Origin of the sequence: Methylotenera sp. (assembly GCF_029945535.1) — a bacterium.
Lineage (GTDB): Bacteria > Pseudomonadota > Gammaproteobacteria > Burkholderiales > Methylophilaceae > Methylotenera.
Genome location: NZ_JAQSCU010000013.1, coordinates 217,338 through 235,900, shown reverse-complemented (window position 1 = coordinate 235,900; position 18,563 = coordinate 217,338). Strand labels below are relative to the sequence as shown.

18 protein-coding genes and 1 tRNA gene are annotated in these 18,563 nt (G+C 42.5%); 3 read left to right on the top strand and 16 right to left on the bottom strand.

The window, feature by feature from the left end; genetic code table 11:
• Position 1: 1 nt before the first annotated feature.
• Genes PSU72_RS08955 through PSU72_RS08940 form a run of 4 tightly spaced genes read right to left on the bottom strand, consistent with a single transcriptional unit; the run spans position 2 to position 2,722 of the window.
• Positions 2–1,255: an NADH-quinone oxidoreductase subunit D gene (locus tag PSU72_RS08955; protein ID WP_300432003.1), complete on the bottom strand. Its 1,254-nt coding sequence runs from the start codon at positions 1,253–1,255 to the stop codon at positions 2–4.
• The gene (locus PSU72_RS08950; protein WP_300432001.1) at positions 1,248–1,844 is read right to left on the bottom strand and encodes an NADH-quinone oxidoreductase subunit C; all 597 of its coding nucleotides are present in this window, start codon (positions 1,842–1,844) and stop codon (positions 1,248–1,250) included. Before PSU72_RS08950 ends, PSU72_RS08955 begins: the two co-directional genes overlap by 8 nt.
• A gap of 19 nt (positions 1,845–1,863) precedes the next feature.
• On the bottom strand, positions 1,864–2,340 hold the full coding sequence (locus PSU72_RS08945; RefSeq protein WP_013148459.1) for an NADH-quinone oxidoreductase subunit B family protein: 477 nt from the start codon (positions 2,338–2,340) through the stop codon (positions 1,864–1,866).
• 25 nt (positions 2,341–2,365) lie between these two features.
• Entirely contained in the window at positions 2,366–2,722 is a 357-nt protein-coding gene (locus PSU72_RS08940) for an NADH-quinone oxidoreductase subunit A (protein WP_300387206.1), read from the bottom strand.
• A 507-nt stretch (positions 2,723–3,229) separates the two neighbouring features.
• On the opposite strand from PSU72_RS08940, the gene PSU72_RS08935 reads away from it, so the two are divergent.
• The 3 genes from PSU72_RS08935 to PSU72_RS08925 are packed head-to-tail and all read left to right on the top strand — an operon-like array spanning position 3,230 to position 9,008.
• Entirely contained in the window at positions 3,230–4,780 is a 1,551-nt protein-coding gene (locus tag PSU72_RS08935; protein WP_300431999.1) for an efflux transporter outer membrane subunit, read from the top strand.
• 8 nt (positions 4,781–4,788) lie between these two features.
• A complete protein-coding gene (locus tag PSU72_RS08930) occupies positions 4,789–5,922 on the top strand; it encodes an efflux RND transporter periplasmic adaptor subunit (protein ID WP_300431997.1) in 1,134 nt (377 codons plus the stop codon).
• Positions 5,923–5,960: 38 nt separating this feature from the next.
• On the top strand, positions 5,961–9,008 hold the full coding sequence (locus tag PSU72_RS08925) for an efflux RND transporter permease subunit (RefSeq protein ID WP_300431996.1): 3,048 nt from the start codon (positions 5,961–5,963) through the stop codon (positions 9,006–9,008).
• 108 nt (positions 9,009–9,116) lie between these two features.
• Here the strand turns inward: PSU72_RS08925 and PSU72_RS08920 are convergent, their stop codons facing one another.
• From PSU72_RS08920 to tpiA, 12 genes are all read right to left on the bottom strand, one after another.
• Positions 9,117–10,274: a GNAT family N-acetyltransferase gene (locus tag PSU72_RS08920; protein ID WP_300431995.1), complete on the bottom strand. Its 1,158-nt coding sequence runs from the start codon at positions 10,272–10,274 to the stop codon at positions 9,117–9,119.
• On the bottom strand, positions 10,267–11,466 hold the full coding sequence (locus tag PSU72_RS08915; protein WP_300431994.1) for an aminotransferase class I/II-fold pyridoxal phosphate-dependent enzyme: 1,200 nt from the start codon (positions 11,464–11,466) through the stop codon (positions 10,267–10,269). The genes PSU72_RS08920 and PSU72_RS08915 overlap by 8 nt, the downstream gene beginning before the upstream one ends.
• Before the next feature lie 37 nt (positions 11,467–11,503).
• A complete protein-coding gene (locus PSU72_RS08910; protein ID WP_300431992.1) occupies positions 11,504–11,890 on the bottom strand; it encodes an EamA family transporter in 387 nt (128 codons plus the stop codon).
• Complete coding sequence (locus PSU72_RS08905; protein WP_300431991.1) at positions 11,887–12,243, bottom strand: EamA family transporter; 357 nt, start codon at positions 12,241–12,243, stop codon at positions 11,887–11,889. The genes PSU72_RS08910 and PSU72_RS08905 overlap by 4 nt, the downstream gene beginning before the upstream one ends.
• Positions 12,244–12,335: 92 nt before the next feature.
• Positions 12,336–13,586: a beta-ketoacyl-[acyl-carrier-protein] synthase family protein gene (locus PSU72_RS08900; protein ID WP_300431990.1), complete on the bottom strand. Its 1,251-nt coding sequence runs from the start codon at positions 13,584–13,586 to the stop codon at positions 12,336–12,338.
• 27 nt (positions 13,587–13,613) lie between these two features.
• Positions 13,614–13,886 carry a phosphopantetheine-binding protein gene (locus PSU72_RS08895; RefSeq protein WP_300431989.1) on the bottom strand — a complete coding sequence of 91 codons (273 nt, stop codon included), beginning with the start codon at positions 13,884–13,886 and terminating at the stop codon, positions 13,614–13,616.
• A gap of 24 nt (positions 13,887–13,910) precedes the next feature.
• Positions 13,911–14,828 carry an alpha/beta fold hydrolase gene (locus PSU72_RS08890; protein ID WP_300431987.1) on the bottom strand — a complete coding sequence of 306 codons (918 nt, stop codon included), beginning with the start codon at positions 14,826–14,828 and terminating at the stop codon, positions 13,911–13,913.
• Between the two features lie 31 nt (positions 14,829–14,859).
• Positions 14,860–16,233: an aminotransferase class III-fold pyridoxal phosphate-dependent enzyme gene (locus PSU72_RS08885; RefSeq protein ID WP_300431986.1), complete on the bottom strand. Its 1,374-nt coding sequence runs from the start codon at positions 16,231–16,233 to the stop codon at positions 14,860–14,862.
• A gap of 91 nt (positions 16,234–16,324) precedes the next feature.
• A complete protein-coding gene (locus PSU72_RS08880; protein ID WP_300431985.1) occupies positions 16,325–17,008 on the bottom strand; it encodes an MtnX-like HAD-IB family phosphatase in 684 nt (227 codons plus the stop codon).
• A 224-nt stretch (positions 17,009–17,232) separates the two neighbouring features.
• Positions 17,233–17,318, bottom strand: a tRNA-Leu gene (locus PSU72_RS08875).
• Between the two features lie 30 nt (positions 17,319–17,348).
• Positions 17,349–17,705, bottom strand: coding sequence for a preprotein translocase subunit SecG (gene secG, locus PSU72_RS08870; protein WP_300431984.1), 357 nt, complete (start codon positions 17,703–17,705; stop codon positions 17,349–17,351).
• Between the two features lie 70 nt (positions 17,706–17,775).
• Entirely contained in the window at positions 17,776–18,528 is a 753-nt protein-coding gene (gene tpiA / locus PSU72_RS08865; RefSeq protein ID WP_300431982.1) for a triose-phosphate isomerase, read from the bottom strand.
• Between the last annotated feature and the right edge of the window lie 35 nt (positions 18,529–18,563).

Below are 18,563 nucleotides of genomic sequence, written 5' to 3'. Positions count from 1 at the left end.
ATTATCTATCTATTTCGCCAAATACAATATCTTGCGTACCAATAATCGCAACCAAGTCAGCAATCATGTGGCCGCGTGTCATTTCATCTAAAGCCGCTAAATGGGCAAAACCTGGCGCACGTATTTTTAGGCGGTACGGCTTATTAGCGCCATCAGACACCATATAAATACCAAACTCACCTTTTGGATGTTCAACTGCAGCATAAGCTTCACCTGCTGGCACGTGGAAACCTTCGGTAAATAGCTTGAAGTGGTGAATCATGTCTTCCATGTTGCTTTTCATACCTTCACGGCCTGGCGGTGCAACTTTATTATCACTGGAAATCACTGGGCCTGGATTTTTACGCAACCAATCAACACATTGTTTAATGATGCGGTTTGATTGCCTAAACTCTTCCATGCGCACCAAGTAGCGATCGTAACAATCACCATTCACGCCAACAGGAATATCAAAATCCATATTTGCGTATACTTCATAAGGCTGTGTTTTACGTAGATCCCAAGCAATACCGGAGCCACGTAGCATTGGGCCCGTCATCCCTAACTGTAAAGCACGCTCTGGGGTGACGATACCTACATCGACAGTACGTTGTTTCCAGATACGGTTATCAGTGAGCAAAGTTTCATATTCATCAACATATTTAGGAAAACGATTGACGAAATCTTCAATGAAATCTAGCAATGAACCTTGGCGGTTTTCATTCTGACTTTTAACGGTTTTAGCATTACGCAAAGGCGAAACTTGATATTGCGGCATTTGCGTTGGTAAATCGCGATACACACCACCTGGACGATAATACGCAGCATGCATGCGCGCACCAGAAACGGCTTCATAACAATCAAACAAATCTTCACGTTCGCGGAAAGCGTACAAAAACACCGTCATTGCGCCCACGTCTAAAGCATGTGCGCCAAGCCATAACAGGTGATTTAGCACGCGAGTAATTTCGTCGAACATTACACGTATGTATTGCGCGCGGATGGGCACATCGATACCCATCATTTTTTCAATCGCCATCACATACGCATGTTCGTTCGACATCATCGACACATAATCAAGCCTGTCCATATAGGGTACAGATTGTAGATATGTACGGTTTTCAGCTAACTTTTCAGTACCACGATGTAGCAAGCCAATATGCGGGTCTGCACGCTGAATTACTTCACCATCTAACTCCAACACCAAGCGCAAAACGCCGTGCGCTGCAGGGTGCTGCGGACCAAAGTTCATGGTGTAATTACGAATCTCAGCCACGATGCGCTCCTTCATCACGAATCACGCGCGGCACATTATTGCGCTCATCAATGGTCACAGGCTGATAAATCACGCGCTGCTGCTCTGGGTCGTAACGCATTTCAACATTACCAATCATAGGAAAATCTTTACGGAATGGATGGCCAACAAAGCCATAGTCTGTCAGAAGGCGACGTAAATCTGGGTGATTTTCAAACATGATACCGAACATATCAAACGCTTCACGCTCATACCAGTTCGCAACTGACCATACGTCGACCAAAGTCGGCAAAATTGGAAAGTCTTCATCTTGAGCAAATACACGTAAACGCACACGATGATTGAGTGACACAGAAAGCAAGTGACAAACCACTGCATAGCGCATGCCATCATAAGCACCGTCGCCATAAGTTTGATAATCTACACCGCTCAAATCGATTAGCTGCTCAAACTTCAAAGTCGCTGCATCGCGCAATATTTGGCAAACCGCTAAATAATCTGCAGCTTTACATTCAATGGTGATTTCATCTAGCGCTACAACATGCTTAGTGATTTTGTCGCCTAGCGAAGCTTGCAAATCACTTAATAATTGATCTAATTTAGCTGACATATTTTTCTTTTAGCTCGCACTATCTCGCGATGGTGTTAGTACGTTTGATTTTATTTTGTAGCTGAATAATACCGTAGAGTAATGCCTCTGCGGTTGGCGGGCAACCCGGCACGTAGACATCAACCGGAACGATGCGATCACATCCACGCACGACAGCATAAGAGTAATGATAATATCCGCCACCATTAGCGCATGAACCCATTGAAATTACCCAACGTGGCTCCGCCATTTGGTCATACACTTTACGTAGCGCTGGCGCCATTTTGTTGACAAGTGTGCCAGCCACAATCATTACATCTGACTGACGAGGACTTCCGCGAAATACGATGCCGAAACGATCCAGATCATAACGTGAAGCGCCTGCATGCATCATTTCTACCGCGCAACACGCCAAACCAAAAGTCATCGGCCACATCGAACCAGTACGGGTGTAATTAATCACCGTATCTAGCGTAGTGGTGACGAACCCTTTTTCTAAAATACCTTCAATACTCATGGCTTACTTAGTCCCGCTCTGAGGTTTAATCCCATTCCAAGGCACCTTTCATCCACTCGTAAATAAAGCCGATCACCAGTACGCCCAAAAAAATCATCATGGCAATAAAGCCAAACAAACCAATTTCTTGCAACACAACCGCCCAAGGAAATAGAAAGGCAATTTCCAAGTCAAATAAAATAAATAGGATAGCTACGAGGTAATAACGCACGTCAAATCGCATACGGGCGTCTTCAAACGCTTCAAAACCGCATTCGTATGGAGAATTTTTTGCAGCATCCGGCTTATGTGGTGAAACCAATAAACCCAATACCAGAGGCCCAACGCCGACCGCTAAGCCCACGAGAATAAACATCAATATCGGAAAGTAATTTTCTAACACTTACTAGCCCCAAACTCAATTTCTGAAAACTAAACTTTTTGGAAAATTAAGCAGCAAGAAATCTAAAGCTACTCGAATCAAACATATAAATATTTTTACATGTCACTTATGACACTATTACTACAAACACATTCCAAATAACCCCTTAATTTAAACATTAAAACATTTTATTTTTAAAGTTATTATGAAGAATTTGTGGCCACTTTTAAATCTAACACCTCAAGCTTTAAATTAAAACTTCAACAGCTAGCTCAGACAAGCCGTAATTGTAACCCATTAAGCATGAGCCTTGCTATAAGCTTAAAACAAAATTAACGAGTAAATTGACTTTATAGCAGATTTATAGGATTCTAAGCTCAAAGCCCTTGCTTGTTTAATTGCAAGGCAGAACATAAATTCCAAAACGCATTTAATTATGATATTTTATGTTCCTCAAGCAACTATCTGCGAAACAATATTAAGAGATGTTAAATTGAACGTAAAGTTACAGAATTGTGCGCAAAAAGCATGAAAATAAAATCACACAATTTAATAAGCTGTGCGTTTTTAAGCATATTTATTTGTAGTTGCACTACTGTAAAGCAGAATAACTTCAAGCCAACTTACCCTGCAGCAGAGTGGATTGAACCATTACCTGCGACACAACCTCACAATGGCACAGTAACTAACCTTAAACACTGGTGGCAGCAATTCAATGATCCAGTTCTTGTAGAGTTAATTGAAGCCGCTCAGAAAGTTAGCCCAGATATTGAAAGCGCTAAAGCTAGAGTAACGGGATCTCAAACTGCTGTTACGGTAGCTAACTCTCAGTTACTACCAAATGTTACCGCTGACGCTAGCATCAGCAGAAGTAGGTCAGGTTCAGCATTCCCATCCACCAATGGCAGCACAGTATTTCCGACCAGCACGACTGCTTCAGTTGGTGCGAATGCAAGTTGGGAGCTTGATGTTTGGGGTAGAAATAAAGCAAGTAAACATGAAGAAGAAGCTAAGTTAGTCGCCAATATTGCACTTTGGCACGATGCCCGTGTAATCGTAGCGGCTCAAACAGCTAAGCAATACTCTAACTATCGGTTGTGTGAGAGCTTGAATATAGTAGCAAAAAAGAATGCTGATTCTAGTCGTGAAACGGCTCGACTATCAGATTTAACAGCAAAAGCTGGTTTTTTAGCGCCTGCCAGCGCCAGTCAATCCTTAGCCCAAGCTGCAGAAGCAGCCAATCTGCAAAAGAAACAAGCACTAGAATGTACTTTAAATATTAAAAGTTTAGTTGCTATCACAGCAATACCTGAATCTGAGTTAGTTGCAAAACTTGCAACTAATAGTGGTGTAATACCCACCCCTGCCGATATTGAAATAGCCGAAATGCCTGCAGGTCTACTAGCACAACGCCCTGACGTTCTGAATGCTGAGCGAAATGTTGCTGCAGCCAGTTTTGAAATTGTGTCGAATGAGGCACAGCGTTATCCTCGCTTAAGCTTAGCAGGAAATATAGCGTTAAGTTACGACTCATTCTCTCGTACATTCAGCAAAAATCGATCTGCATTAGACGGGCTGACATGGTCAATTGGCCCTCTGGCAGTATCTTTGCCGATTTTTGATGCTGGAGTCAGAGCTGCTAATGTAGAAAATGCTAAAGCACAATATGAAGCCGCCAAAGTCACTTACGAAAGCGTGGCACGAAATGCTGTGCGTGAGGTAGAGGAAGCTTTAGCCACTCTAAACAGTACGGCACAACGCTTTAACGATGCCAATCAAGCTGCAGAAGGATTTAAAATATCTTTAGCTGCCACTGAAGCTCGCAACAAAGCCAGCCTAGGTAATTTATTTGAACTTGAAGAGGCGCGCCGTGCGAGTCTGCAAGCCGACAATAATTTACTTATCTTAAAGAATGAACGGGTACTTGCATGGATTTCTTTATATCGCGCTATGGGTGGTGGCTGGACTGCGGCACTAAACTCCCCAACACTTATTTTTGACCAAAAACTTAATCAAACCGAACAGCTGGAAGCTGATTCTATAGCCACAGATTCTGCGCCTACTGATTCAGCTCAATGAGATAAGCCATGACACAAGTAACTAAGCCATTACCAGCCAATTTATTAGAGAACAAGTTTCTCCTATTACTTTTACCAATCTTAGCATTTGCTCCAATTCTTGGTCTTGCTGAAAAAACCAGCACAGAAACAATCTCTACGCCAGCGCTCACGGTAACACTCATACAGCCACAACAGACTGTTCTACCGCTCAAAATATCAGCCAATGGTAATATCGTAGCCTGGCAAGAAGCCATTATTGGCAGTGAATCCAACGGCTTACGACTCACACAAGTGTTAGTGAATGTGGGTGATGTTGTGAAAAAAAGTCAATTACTCGCAACTTTCTCTGCGGAGTCTATTGAGGCGGAATTAAACCAAGCTAAAGCAAGTTTAATGGAAGCCGAAGCACAAGGCCGAGAGGCAATCAATAATTCAGACCGCGCACGCACTTTACAAAATACTGGCGCTATGTCGAATCAGCAAATTGATCAATATACAACCGCCGCAGACACGTCTAAAGCAAGAGTTGAAGTAGCAAAAGCTGCAGTGGCCACACAAGAGATACGCTTAAAAAATACTAGAATTTATGCGCCTGATAGCGGCGTTATTTCTTCACGTAGCGCTACGGTTGGCGCGGTGATGGGTGCAGGTAGCGAGCTATTCAAATTAATTAGACAAAGTCGCCTAGAGTGGCGTGCCGAAGTTGTATCGAGTGACTTAGCCAAAATAAAAGCAGGCATGCAAACCAACGTCATTGCAGCAGATGGCTCAAGCTTCAAAGGTAAAGTACGTATGATTTCGCCAATAGTGGATACACAAACCCGCAATACGCTTATCTACGTTGATTTACCAGCTAACAGCTCAGCAAAAGCTGGTATGTATGCAAAAGGTGAGTTTATCTTAGGTCAATCAAGCACCTTAGCGCTTCCTCAGCAAGTGCTGGTGCTACGTGATGGCTTTACCTACGTGTTTGCAGTTAGCAATATCAATGGTAAAAAAATTGCCAAGCAAGTTAAAGTGAAGACTGGCAGGCGTGTAGGTAATCTCGTTGAAATTATCAGCGGTATAGAACCTAACCAGCAGCTTGTAGCTACTGGTGGTGCATTTTTATCTGACAATGATTTAGTGAAGATTGCTCCGCAAGCTAATACTAAAAAATAAAACCTTAACAATTAGCTTTTATAAAGACCCATAACCGCATGAATATTTCTGCTTGGTGTATTAGAAATCCGATTCCTGCCATCATGCTATTTGTGATGCTGTCGTTCGCAGGCGTCATTAGCTATCAAGCAATGAAAGTGCAAAACTTTCCTGATCTTGATTTACCTACTGTGGATATTACCGCGTCCCTTCCCGGTGCCTCGCCTGCGCAGCTAGAAACTGAGGTTGCGCGTAAGATTGAAAACAACTTAGCGTCATTACAGGGCTTAAAGCATATTTACACCAAGGTGCAAGATGGCGTAGTCAGCATTACGGTCGAGTTCCGCTTGGAAAAACCTGTACAAGAGGCGGTAGACGATGTGCGCTCAGCCGTAGCACAAGTCCGAGCAGATTTACCTAGCGACTTACGTGATCCTGAAATCAGTAAACTCAACGTAGCATCATCACCTATATTGTCTTACACCATTAGCTCGCCAGGCATGGATGATGAGGCGCTCTCTTGGTTTGTAGATAACGAACTCACCAAAAAACTACTCAGTGTAAAAGGCTTGGGCAAAGTCAGCCGTGTAGGCGGCGTCAATCGTGAGATTCGCGTTGAGCTAGATCCAAGCAAACTACAAGCACTCAATGCTACGGTGGCAGAAATTTCACATCAATTGAAATTAAGCCAAATGGAGTCTGCTGGCGGCCGCACTAAACTTGGTGATAGCGAACAACCCATGCGCACCATTGCCATAGTCAAATCTGCCGAAGCCATCGGCGATATTGAACTTAACTTAACTGATGGCCGGAAAATTACACTCAATCAAATCGCTAATGTGTCAGATAGCTTTGCCGAACCACGCTCCGCAGCATTTCTGGATGGTAAACCAGTAGTTGGTTTCGAAATCTCACGCAGCAAAGGTGCGAGCGAAATTGAAGTGGGTGATGGCGTAGAAAAAGCCTTTGCTGAACTCAAGCTCAAGCACCCAGATATTGTACTCACTGAGGCATTTAACTTTGTGCAACCAGTTCGAGATGAATACAAAGCGTCTATCACCATGCTGATAGAAGGTGCCATTCTTGCGGTGTTCGTTGTGCTTCTATTTTTACGTAACTGGCGTGCAACTTTTGTTTGTGCAGTAGCGCTGCCATTATCAGTTATTCCCGCGTTTATCGGCATGTCCAGCTTTGGCTTTAGTATCAACATTGTTACGCTTTTAGCGCTATCACTCGTGATTGGTATTTTGGTAGATGACGCCATTGTAGAAGTCGAAAATATCGTACGCCATTTACGCATGGGCAAAACGCCCTATCAAGCAGCGATGGAAGCTGCCGATGAAATTGGCTTAGCCGTGATTGCCACTACATTTACCCTAATTGCCGTATTTTTACCTACAGCATTTATGAGCGGTATCCCAGGTAAATTCTTTAAACAATTTGGCTGGACTGCGGCTTTTGCCATCTTTGCATCACTTGTGGTGGCGCGTGTGCTCACACCAATGATGTCAGCTTACCTGCTCAAACCAAACAATACCCATCAAGAAGATGGCGCAATAATGCGTACCTATTTACGTTGGAGCCATTGGTGCTTGCAACACCGATTAATTACAGTGATTGCAGCTATATTATTTTTATTTGGCTCAATTAAACTGATTCCATTGCTACCTACTGGCTTTATTCCTGCGGATGATAGCTCACAGACACAAGTTTACTTAGAGCTTGCCCCTGGCTCAACATTAGAACAAACCAAGCAATCAGCCGAAGAAGCACGACAAATCATCAAAAGTATTGCCCATATCAAAACAATCTATACAGCTATTGGTGGCGGCAGCGCAGGTACCGATGCTTTTGTGAGTACGGGCGCTGCTGAAACAAGACGAGCAACCCTGACAATTGCCCTAGATCCTCGCTCTGAAAGACCCCCTAAGCAAGAAATTGAAAGCCGTATTCGTGACGCACTCACTAATCTAGCAGGTGTCCGTAGCAAAGTTGGCTTAGGCGGCTCAGGTGAAAAATATATACTGATGTTGAGTGGTGATGATTCTGCTGCCTTACAAGAAGCGTCTAATGCCGTTACACAAGATTTACGTACGATTCCTGGCATAGGCAATATTGCCTCTAGCGCAACGCTCATTCGCCCTGAAATGATAGTACGCCCAGACTTTAGTAAAGCTGCCGACTTAGGCGTAAGCAGTAATGCGATTAGTGAAACATTGCGTATCGCTACCGATGGCGATTATGATTTTTCTGTGGCTAAGTTGAATCTTAGTCAGCGCCAAGTGCCTATTGTCGTCCAGTTATCAGATGAAGCACGTAAAGGTCAAAGCATATTAGAACATTTAACCGTGCCCGGCTCTAAAGGCCCCGTCATGCTCGCGCAGGTAGCAGACTTTAATTTAGAAGGCGGCCCGGCAGTGATAGACCGCTATGACCGCACGCGTAACGTACAGATTGAAGTTGAACTCTCCAAACTTACTTTAGGCGATGTTACCGAAGCGGTAAAACACCTACCTAGCTTACAAAAGCTACCTGCAGGTATTAAACAAACTGAAATCGGTGATGCGGAAGTCATGAATGAATTATTCGGCAGCTTTGCATTGGCAATGCTCACCGGCGTGCTATGTATCTACATTGTATTGGTCATTTTGTTTAAAGACTTTTTACACCCATTTACCATTTTGGTCGCGCTACCCTTGTCATTAGGTGGTGCATTTGTAGCACTTTTAGTCGCAGGCAAAAGTTTTTCTATGCCTTCACTTATTGGACTGGTCATGCTCATGGGCATCGCCACTAAGAACTCAATCTTGCTGGTGGAATATGCCATCGTGGCACAACGCGATCACGGCCTAAGCCGCTTTGACGCCTTAATAGACGCCTGCCACAAACGTGCAAGACCGATTGTGATGACAACCATCGCTATGGGTGCAGGTATGCTACCAATTGCCGCTGGCTGGAGTGCTGGTGACACCTCATTCCGCTCTCCTATGGCTGTCGCTGTTATTGGTGGTCTAATGACCTCTACGCTATTAAGCCTATTGGTGATTCCATCAGTATTTAGCTATGTTGATGATATCAAGAATTTCTTTAAACGCAGGTTCGAATAGTTACCCTGCGTCTGTGATTAATTTAGACACACCAGAACAATTCAAACTCCAGTAAATCGACAATCATAAAATCGAAATGTTACTACAGAGCAATTAATCAGTAAGGCCTTACTGCAACTTTGGCTTTTCATCAGGATATGCCTTCAAATAAATCGCTAAATCCTCATCTAATGTATCCCAATTAATGGTTCTTGCCACCTTAGCATACACCCAATGGACGATCGAATTATTATGCTGACAGTAATTAGTGAGAGGGATCAACTGATTACCCAATTCAACTTTTGCCGAGTAACCAGTTTGACCGCTCTGTATGGATTTTGCTTTAATAGAGGCAGACCAATCAACTGCGACTTCCCATAATCTGAAATATAAAAACCACTCTTTTGGTTTTGTATAATCTATGCCGATGAATTTATTAATGACATGGTCGCCCATTGCAAAGCACAGCATAAATGCAACTACTCGTTTGCTTTCGCGCTCTTTTAGCACCACAAAATAAGCGTGTTTTTCAGCAGCGATTAAATCAAAGAACTTGCGATTTAATCGCTCGAATTTGGTTGAGCCTTTTTCATAGGTTTGCCAAAACAGGTTGAAAATCTCATCCATTATGGCGTTATCTGGCTGCTGAATGACTTCTACATCTACAGGTGCGCCTGCCGCAGCTTTTAATTTCTTTTTTAACTTATTGCGGCGTGACGATTTAAGGGTGCTTAAATAGCCTTCTTTAGTCGAGTTTGGTAACTCCACCACAGTACCGGGGAAGCTGACTAATGGGAATAAGTTAGACGGGAATGCGGCAAAGTCTGGTGCATACTCCTGCGGAAAATCTTTCCAAACGCGCATAGATGCATTGAGCTTTCTGGCTTGAAGCACCATTGAGTCATTGACGAGACGCAGCACTTCAACACGATTGACGTTATTGAGCATGCCTACCCTGCCCTCATCGCTGCAAGGTGAGCCGATAAATAGCGTGCGTTGGTACAAAGCGGATGGTATGGCTTTTCCAACAATATTTGCTAATGGCAATAGTGGTGCTGGCAATACTAATCGCATCGGCACGTTCATAACAAAAGCTGGTGCTATTGCGATTGGGCCGTTGGAGTCACTGACTTGTGCGTATAAAAATGTGAATTGGTCGGCAATGCCGCATTGCTCAAGTACTTTGTACCACCAGCGACCTTCAAAGGGCGCAGGAAAGCAGGCTTCCCATAACTCAGAGGCAATCTCTGATTCAGAATTCAACCAGTTAATCGTATATTCAACCAATTACGCGTTCCAATACTTCATAAATCTTCGAAAAATCGCTCTCGTCCAGCCACGGGCTATTCGTGATGGTTAATGTACGTGCTGCAAAGTCTTGTGCATTGGGCGCTTTAACTTCACTAAAGGGCAAATATTCATAGTCACACAAAGCATATATGAATAAACGCCCTACGCCCAGTTTGGCTGACCAAAGCTCTGCCAAGGCAGCATCTCGCGATTGTTGCGTAGGCATTAATACCAAAAGATATGGCCATGTGCCTGTGTCTCCTTCGGCATCGTCCATCACGTTTATGCCATGAATTTTGCAGAGTTGCGCCTTACGATTAAACGCTTGCTTGCGGCTGACCTCATGAAAATCGGGTAATCTCATTAAGGCTTTTGCCCCAATGGCTTTACGCCAACGCCCTACATGATGTACAGGGAAGTCGGCTAAACAGTCATCCCCTACCGCCTCAATTAACTTACCTTCTTGAAGGTTCTTCCGTAATGGCATGCCAAAAACAAGACCTAAACCTAGCGGCCGATAAAATACATAATAGCCAATCAGGCCTAATAATCGCTGTATTTCCCATGTCAGTTTAAAAGGTACGATTTCAACATGGGTGGTTTTTAACGCCTCTCGCACTTCACTTTTACGTGCAATAACTGCACCACCACCGTAAATGGTTAAGCCCTTACCTACGCCTAAGCTATAACAGCCAATATCACCAAGCGTACCAACCAACTGCCCCTGCCAACGCGCGCCTAAGGCTTGTGCGGCATCTTCCACCACATAGGCACCACATTTTTGCGCGATTTTCATAATGCTAGCTAGGTCTGCAACGCGTCCACCAAGGTGAGTAGGCATAATCGCCAAGGTATCTTCATCACAAGCGGATTCAAGCGAGGTTAAGCAAAAATCAAAATGATTCTTTTTAGTTTCACAAATAATTGGTTTTAGGCCACAGCGCAAAATAGCGAGCGGTACAAATGGGCAAGTGTATGCGGGAATAATGACGGAACGGCGATTACTTAAGTGCTTAAGTGCTGCCAGTGCAACCATAATAGCCGCCGTACCTGAACTTTCAATTTGTACATATTCTTGCTGTAAAAAAACCGCTAAACCTTCTTCAAGCGAAGTTTTACTTGGTAAAAAATCCGACATTGAAAGAGGCAAGCCAGCAGTTGGTGGCGGTTCATGAAATAAATGAGCCATGTTGCTTTGCCTTAATTACGCTTTATTCATAAGGATACTAGCCATGTGGATACTTAGCCTCACTTAAACTCAAGAACACAATGCCAACCATGATGCTCACAGCACCTAGTAATTGCATAGTGGTCAGCTTTTCACCAAAATAGCTGGCTGAAATCAGCAATACTGGAATTAGCCCTAAATGCGAAGCTGCAAACGCAGGGCCGACTGGGGCGTGCTTTAACAAAGTCATCCAAGCAAAAAATGCCCCTATGTAACCTAGCACAGCCGCGTATAACCAAGGGTTATACAGCACAACTAGTAACCAATCTACACTCATTACAAATGCGCCAGCTTGTACAGATGCAAGTTTAATAGAAACCTGCGTTAAGGTATCAAAAGCGATTAAGATTGCAAAGCCGATGGCATAGAAATATAGCTTCTTCACGCGTAGCCCCCAACCAGTGCCACTCCCACTGTAATAAAGGTGATGCCTATAATACGTAAAGGGTCTAACATTTCTTTAAAGATCAACCTGCCAGCAATCATGATGGCTACAGTATTGAACCCACTAAGCAATATACCAAGCGACAATGGCAGCATGGAAAGCAAAACTAACCACAACATAAACTCTAAACAAAAGCAGAATATACCAACCCAGAGTGGCAAAGATGACAACATGCTTTTCCAACGCAGAAGTTCGCTTTCACTCTCGGTAACAGCTGCATATTTGAACGCAATATGCCCTGTAGTATCAACAACGATATTTAACAACCAAACAAAAATGGCGAGTGTAGACAAAGAGAATTTACCTAGCGAAGGTTAATATGATGCTTAATATTTTTTGTTGAAATGATAAATATTTCTTACCGCTTTGCACGGAAGAAACATCATCAGTTTAATTTTTTCAGAATCAAAGCAGCGCCTGTACCGCCAAACGCAAATGAATTTGACATAGCATATTCAAGCTTTGGTAAGGTTTTAGAGTGATTAGGCACATAATCTAAATCGCATTCAGGATCTGGATGCGCTAGATTAATTGTAGGTGGCAGTGTGTTGCTATGCACTGCGAGCGTAGTGATGACTGCCTCAAGCGCGCCTGCCGCACCCATCAAATGACCATGCATAGACTTAGTCGAGCTAACGCTCAATTCATGCGCATGTGAACCAAACACCTTCTTAATAGAATTGGTTTCAGTAATATCATTTAGCTTTGTACCAGTACCATGCGCGTTAATATATTGAATTGCATTTGCGCTTAAATTTGCATCATTGAGCGCTGCTTGCATAGTTGCAGACTGCCCATTCACGGAGGGTTGTGTTATGTGGTTACAATCATTCGCAGCACCATAGCCTGCAACCTCTGCATATATCTTAGCGCCACGCGCGACCGCATGTTCATAAGACTCTAATACAAGCATCGCAGCCCCTTCACCAAGTACTAAGCCTGTGCGGTTTACCGAGAATGGCTTACAAGAGGCGCCAATATCACTGGGATCTTCTTCTGCCAGTGTTCTTAAGGCTTCCCATGCTTTCATCGTACCAAAGGTCAAGAGTGCTTCTGTACCACCAGCTAACATCACGTCAGCATATCCATGACGAATCAATCTAGAAGCTTCGCCAATAGCCACTGCGGATGAAGAACATGCCGTAGAGAAAGTTTGATTAGGACCGGTGAGTTTATGCTCTAAAGCAATGGCCGAAGCCGCTGCATTATTCATACCCATCAACACGGTAAAAGGCTTTAATCTACTCGCACCATCTTTAAAAAGTCTAACATAACCATCTTCCACAGACTGCGCGCCGCCCATACCTGTTCCAAGATATATGCCCATGCGAGGTTTCAAGGCATCATCTATAGTTAAGTGGGCATCCTTAATCGCCTCTATACTAGTATGTAGCGCAATCTGACTAGTGCGGTCCAACATTGAGTAGGTATGTTTAGTGAAGTAGTCTTCAGGATTGAATTGAGCTTGCGCGGCTATTTTGCAATCCATTTGATCTACAAATGGAGTATCTAAGCGCTTGATACCAGAAATGCCAGAAAATACATTTTTTGTTAACTCGGCAAGGCTATTACCGAGCGGTGACACGATACTTAAGCCAGTAATGACTACCCGTTGCGCATTTGACGAATAAGCCATATCTATTTTAAATTTCTGTTCTAAACTTTAAGGTTTCTGAGTAAGTATTAGCTGATGCACCAAGATTGCAACATCATGCAAGGTAGTAATATTTACTTGGTCGTTAGGTACTTTAATTTTAAAGTAATCTTCCGCGCTAAAAATAATATCAAAGGTATCAAGCGAATCTAATCCTAGCTCTTGTAAATTACTTTCAGGCAGAATAGTCGCAATATCAATTTCCATTTTATCAGCAATCATTTTTGCTAATGCATTTGAAACTTCTTCAATACTTGGGTTTACTTTATCATTTGTTGTCATTATCTATTCACTTCTCAGCAACTTCTATGCAGCGATTAAAATTTTAGCGTTCGAAGTTAATATGTGTGCTTGTTCTTTGCAAAACTGAGCAGCCCGCTTAGCAACATCATCTTTACGTTTGTCGAGCGTAAGTACATGGTAAGTGTCATCGACAAAAAAGGTTTCTACAGTTTCGGATGAGATATTCGCTTGTGTGTAATGTGCGTTTTTAATACTAGCCATATCATCTTCTGTTGCATGAACAATTAAAGTTGGCACAATCACCTGTTTCAGCGCTTTTTTAGTCGCATTAATCAAACGCACACTTTCTAGAATCACAGTGGCTGGCGTTTTGAAATAGCCAATTTTATCTGCCGCCTGATTATCGCGATTTTCTAAAATAGCATGTACTAATGCACGCGTACGCTCATCTTTAATGCCATATGGAGAGGTTTCTTCCCAATGTACAAAATATTTAAGCGGTGTATAAAGTACAAGTGGTAATAAGATTGCTTGCTTTAATTTTGGTACGTTCCAACCATCGTAAAAAAACGTTGTTGAAAGTAGAATAACGCCAGCAACTTGATTGCCTTTTTTTGCCGCGAGTAAAAGTGCAATCAAAGCGCCCATAGAAAGACCTGCTACAAATACATGATCACACTCTTGTTTAAGTGCATCAAATGCCTTCTCAATTGACAAGTACCAATCATGCCATTTAGTAGCTGATAGCGCTTCGATGGTAGCACAATGCCCTGCCAGTTCAGGGCAAGCAACAGTGAAGCCCTTACGAGCAATCACTTTGCCAAACTGCTTCATCTCAGTAGGCGTGCCCGTAAGGCCATGAACCAACAATACGCCTACACTACCTTTACGCTCGATAAAACCAACAGGCCCCAACAACTCATCAATAGTAGGCTTTCCTGAACTTGGCTTTTCAAAAGCATCGTGCACGTGATTACTCATATCTTTATAGTATTCTAATGTTCAGCAACGATTACTTAGCGCCGCAGCGTTTAAGTAAAGATTCAAACAATTGGATACCTAGATCAATTTCTTCATTCGTAATCAATAACGATGGTGCCAAAGTAATTACATTCTTTTGATAGCCACCAATGTCTAGCACTAAGCCATACATTTTACCGCCAATATCAATATCGCCTTTTAAGCCTTCATTAAACATTTGGTCTGCTAATTGACGGCTGGCAGTAAAGCCATCATCAGTGCATAACTCAATACGCAATGCCAAACCTAAGCCACTGACATCACCCACACATTTCCAGCGCGATTTTAAACCTTCAATCGCTTTTAGAAAGTATGCACCACGTTCATTAACCTGCGCCTCAAAATCACCCTCAGCCGTCATTTTCAGCACTTCTAAAGCCACTGCTGTACCTAGCGGATTAGAGGCAAAAGTTGAGTGCGTAGTTCCTGGAGGAAATTTCTCTGGATTAATATACTCTTCTTTAGCCCAAATACCTGAAAGCGGATTTAAGCCGTTTGTAATCGCTTTACCGAATACAAACACATCTGGAACGATTCCAAAGTTTTCCCAAGACCATAATTTACCTGTACGGTAAACACCCATTTGAATTTCATCGGCAACAAGTAATATATTACGTTTTCTTAAGCTTTCTTGGAGTTTAGCCATGTAACCTTCTGGTGGAATAATGTAACCTCCAGTACCTTGCATAGGTTCAATGTAGAACGCTCCAAATTCACTCTCATTTGTTTTCACATCTAAAACTGATTGATATTCAGTTTCAAATAATTTTTCAAACTGTGTATGGCAATATGTGTTGCAGGTCTCCACTTTCATGTCGTACGGACAACGGAAGCAATATGGATATGGTACAAAATGTGCTCGATCAGCAAAGTTACCAAAACGACGACGATAGCGGAAGCTAGATGTAATAGCTGAAGCGCCAAGCGTACGTCCATGGTAACCACCCATAAAGGCAAACTGATGTGTTTTACCTGTATGGTTACGTACTAATTTCAATGAATCCTCAACAGCTTGAGCGCCGCCTACATTAAAGTGAACGCGGCCTTTTTCACCGTATTTATCTTCCATGTATTTACAAATTATTTCTGCTAACTCTACTTTTTCTTTATGTAAATATTGACTAGCTAACTGCGGCAATGTGTCTACTTGCTTATGCAAAGCATCTGATAAACGCTTGTTTTTATAACCAAAGTTCACCGCGGAATACCACATTTGCCAATCTAAATATGGTGTTTTATTTTCATCGAACAAGAAGCTGCCTTGGCAATCTTCAAACACTTTTGGTGGATCTGCATAATTCACAGTATCGCCATGTGAGCAATATTTGTTATTTTTATCTAAAATCTCAATTATCTTTGCATCCATCAAAAGCACTCTTTCATTCTCAAAGTTATTTTATAAATTAAGCTATAAATTAAACTGTAGTTGTAATATTACTGCTTGATTAGCAACTATTTTACGCTACTTGCTGACCTGTCAACGCTCTCGCTGTAAGCTTTTTGGCAGAATCCCATTTTTTGACCACATCTAAAACTTCAGCAAACGTCTGAAACCTTCTAAAAGGAATATTTTCTTGCTCACAATGAGTAATTAATTTGCCTTTTGCAAACACAACGTCCGCATGTTTAGCCAAGCAATAGTCAGATTTACCATCACCAATTAACACCACAGGACCACCCACATCTGAAGATAACTGCTCAGCAATTTGACACTTACACACGCCATTACCTGCTTTGCATTCTGTGTTGCGATATGGGTAGCTAATTGACACACCATTAGGCTTAAACGTTAGTTTATTTGCATAAATCGGCATTTCGGGAATTGCAGCATTGTGAGTAGCCACATCAATCGCATGATCTAAGCCATCACTGACTATCGCTACTTTAGCGAATTGGCTAATATATTTATGAAATGGAATAAAACTAGCATCAAGCTGAATGCCGCGAAAGAAATTCTCCAGAGTAACTTGATCAACCTCAACCAAATCTAACTGCTGCTTCATGCATTCTATAGCGGTAATATTACCGTTTAACCATTCGTCTTCAAGATCTTTCCATCGATCATCTGCGAATCGCTCAAGCATTGCATCTACCGTGTCACCAACAGAAAGCGTACCATCAAAATCAATTACAAAAAGCATCTATATCCTCTAGTTGTTAAGTAGGATTCAATTACTAAAGGTAACATTCTACTTGAGAATTGCTTACACAAGCTTACAGTTTAAAAAGAGCATAGCCAATTCTGTATACAACAGCCTCAAAAAATAACCAGTCAATTGCGAACCTTATAGGTAATACTCATCACAAAGTAAAAATACATTAACCGATTATATTGATTAGGATTTTATGAGGATTTACTGCTACTTGGTGCCGACGGAGAGACTCGAACTCTCACGACTATTCGTCACAACCACCTCAAGGTTGCGTGTCTACCAATTCCACCACGACGGCAATTTTCTGAGACTAGCTCAGAATATCTAACTATTTTGGTATATCTTGCGCCGGCACTACTGGCGGAGTAACAGCATCAGTTTTTGCTGCTGAAGAAGAGGCATTCACAACAGCACTTTTCTCTGCCAAGACTTTAACCACACTGCCACCACCCTCTTTATGGCTAGACATGTAAGCTAGCGTTAAACTTGTAGTGAAGAATATCAACACAAAAACCGCCGTTGCGCGGCTCATAAAGTTAGCCGAGCCAGACACACCGAATAAGCTGCCAGATGCGCCGCTACCAAATGAAGCGCCCATATCAGCGCCTTTGCCATGCTGCAAAAGAACCAAGGCAATCACGCCTAGCGCTGCAATCACATGAATTACTAATACTAATTTTTCCATTTTCCACCTAATGCTATTTAATTTTTACAACCAATACAGAACTCATACCGCAATAATTTGTTACGCCTTTTTAGGCTGCAACGCGACATATTTGTTCAAATTCTTGTGCATTTAATGAGCACTTGCCGACAAGACCTCCGTCTATATCCTGCATAACGAATAATTGTACCGCATTTTGCGGGTTTACGCTGCCCCCATAGAGGATTTTCATGCTTGCTGCAGCCTCTTTATCTAGCATAGCAACCTTGCCACGAATAAATTCGTGCATGCTTTGCGCTTGATCAGAACTTGCAGCTAGACCTGTACCAATGGCCCAAATTGGCTCATATGAAACCACTGATTTAGCAAATACGGCTGCGCCATATGTACTGATAATAGTATCTAATTGCTTACCAACCACCATTTGCATGACACCTGCTTCGCGTTCAATCAAAGTTTCACCCACGCACAAAATAGGCGTTAAACCATGCGCTTGCGCTTGCACAAATTTAGTGGCGATATTTTCATCTGATTCACAATAGGCCGTTGCACGTTCCGAATGACCAATAATCACATAGCTTGCACCAAAGTCTTTAATCATTGCGGCGCTCACTTCACCTGTGTGTGCCCCTACTGCATCTTTACTTAAATTTTGCGCACCCCAAGCGATATTGGTATTTTGCAACATGGATTGCGCTTGCGCTAGATAAGGATATGGCACACAAACAACAACATCAGTATTTTTTAGGGAGGACAGCTGATTAATATAAGCTTGAAGCAACCGCTTATTTTCGGCCATATTGCCATGCATTTTCCAATTGGCAACGACTAATTTTTTACCCATGCTAACCTTAGTTGATATTTACAAACAGGATTTTA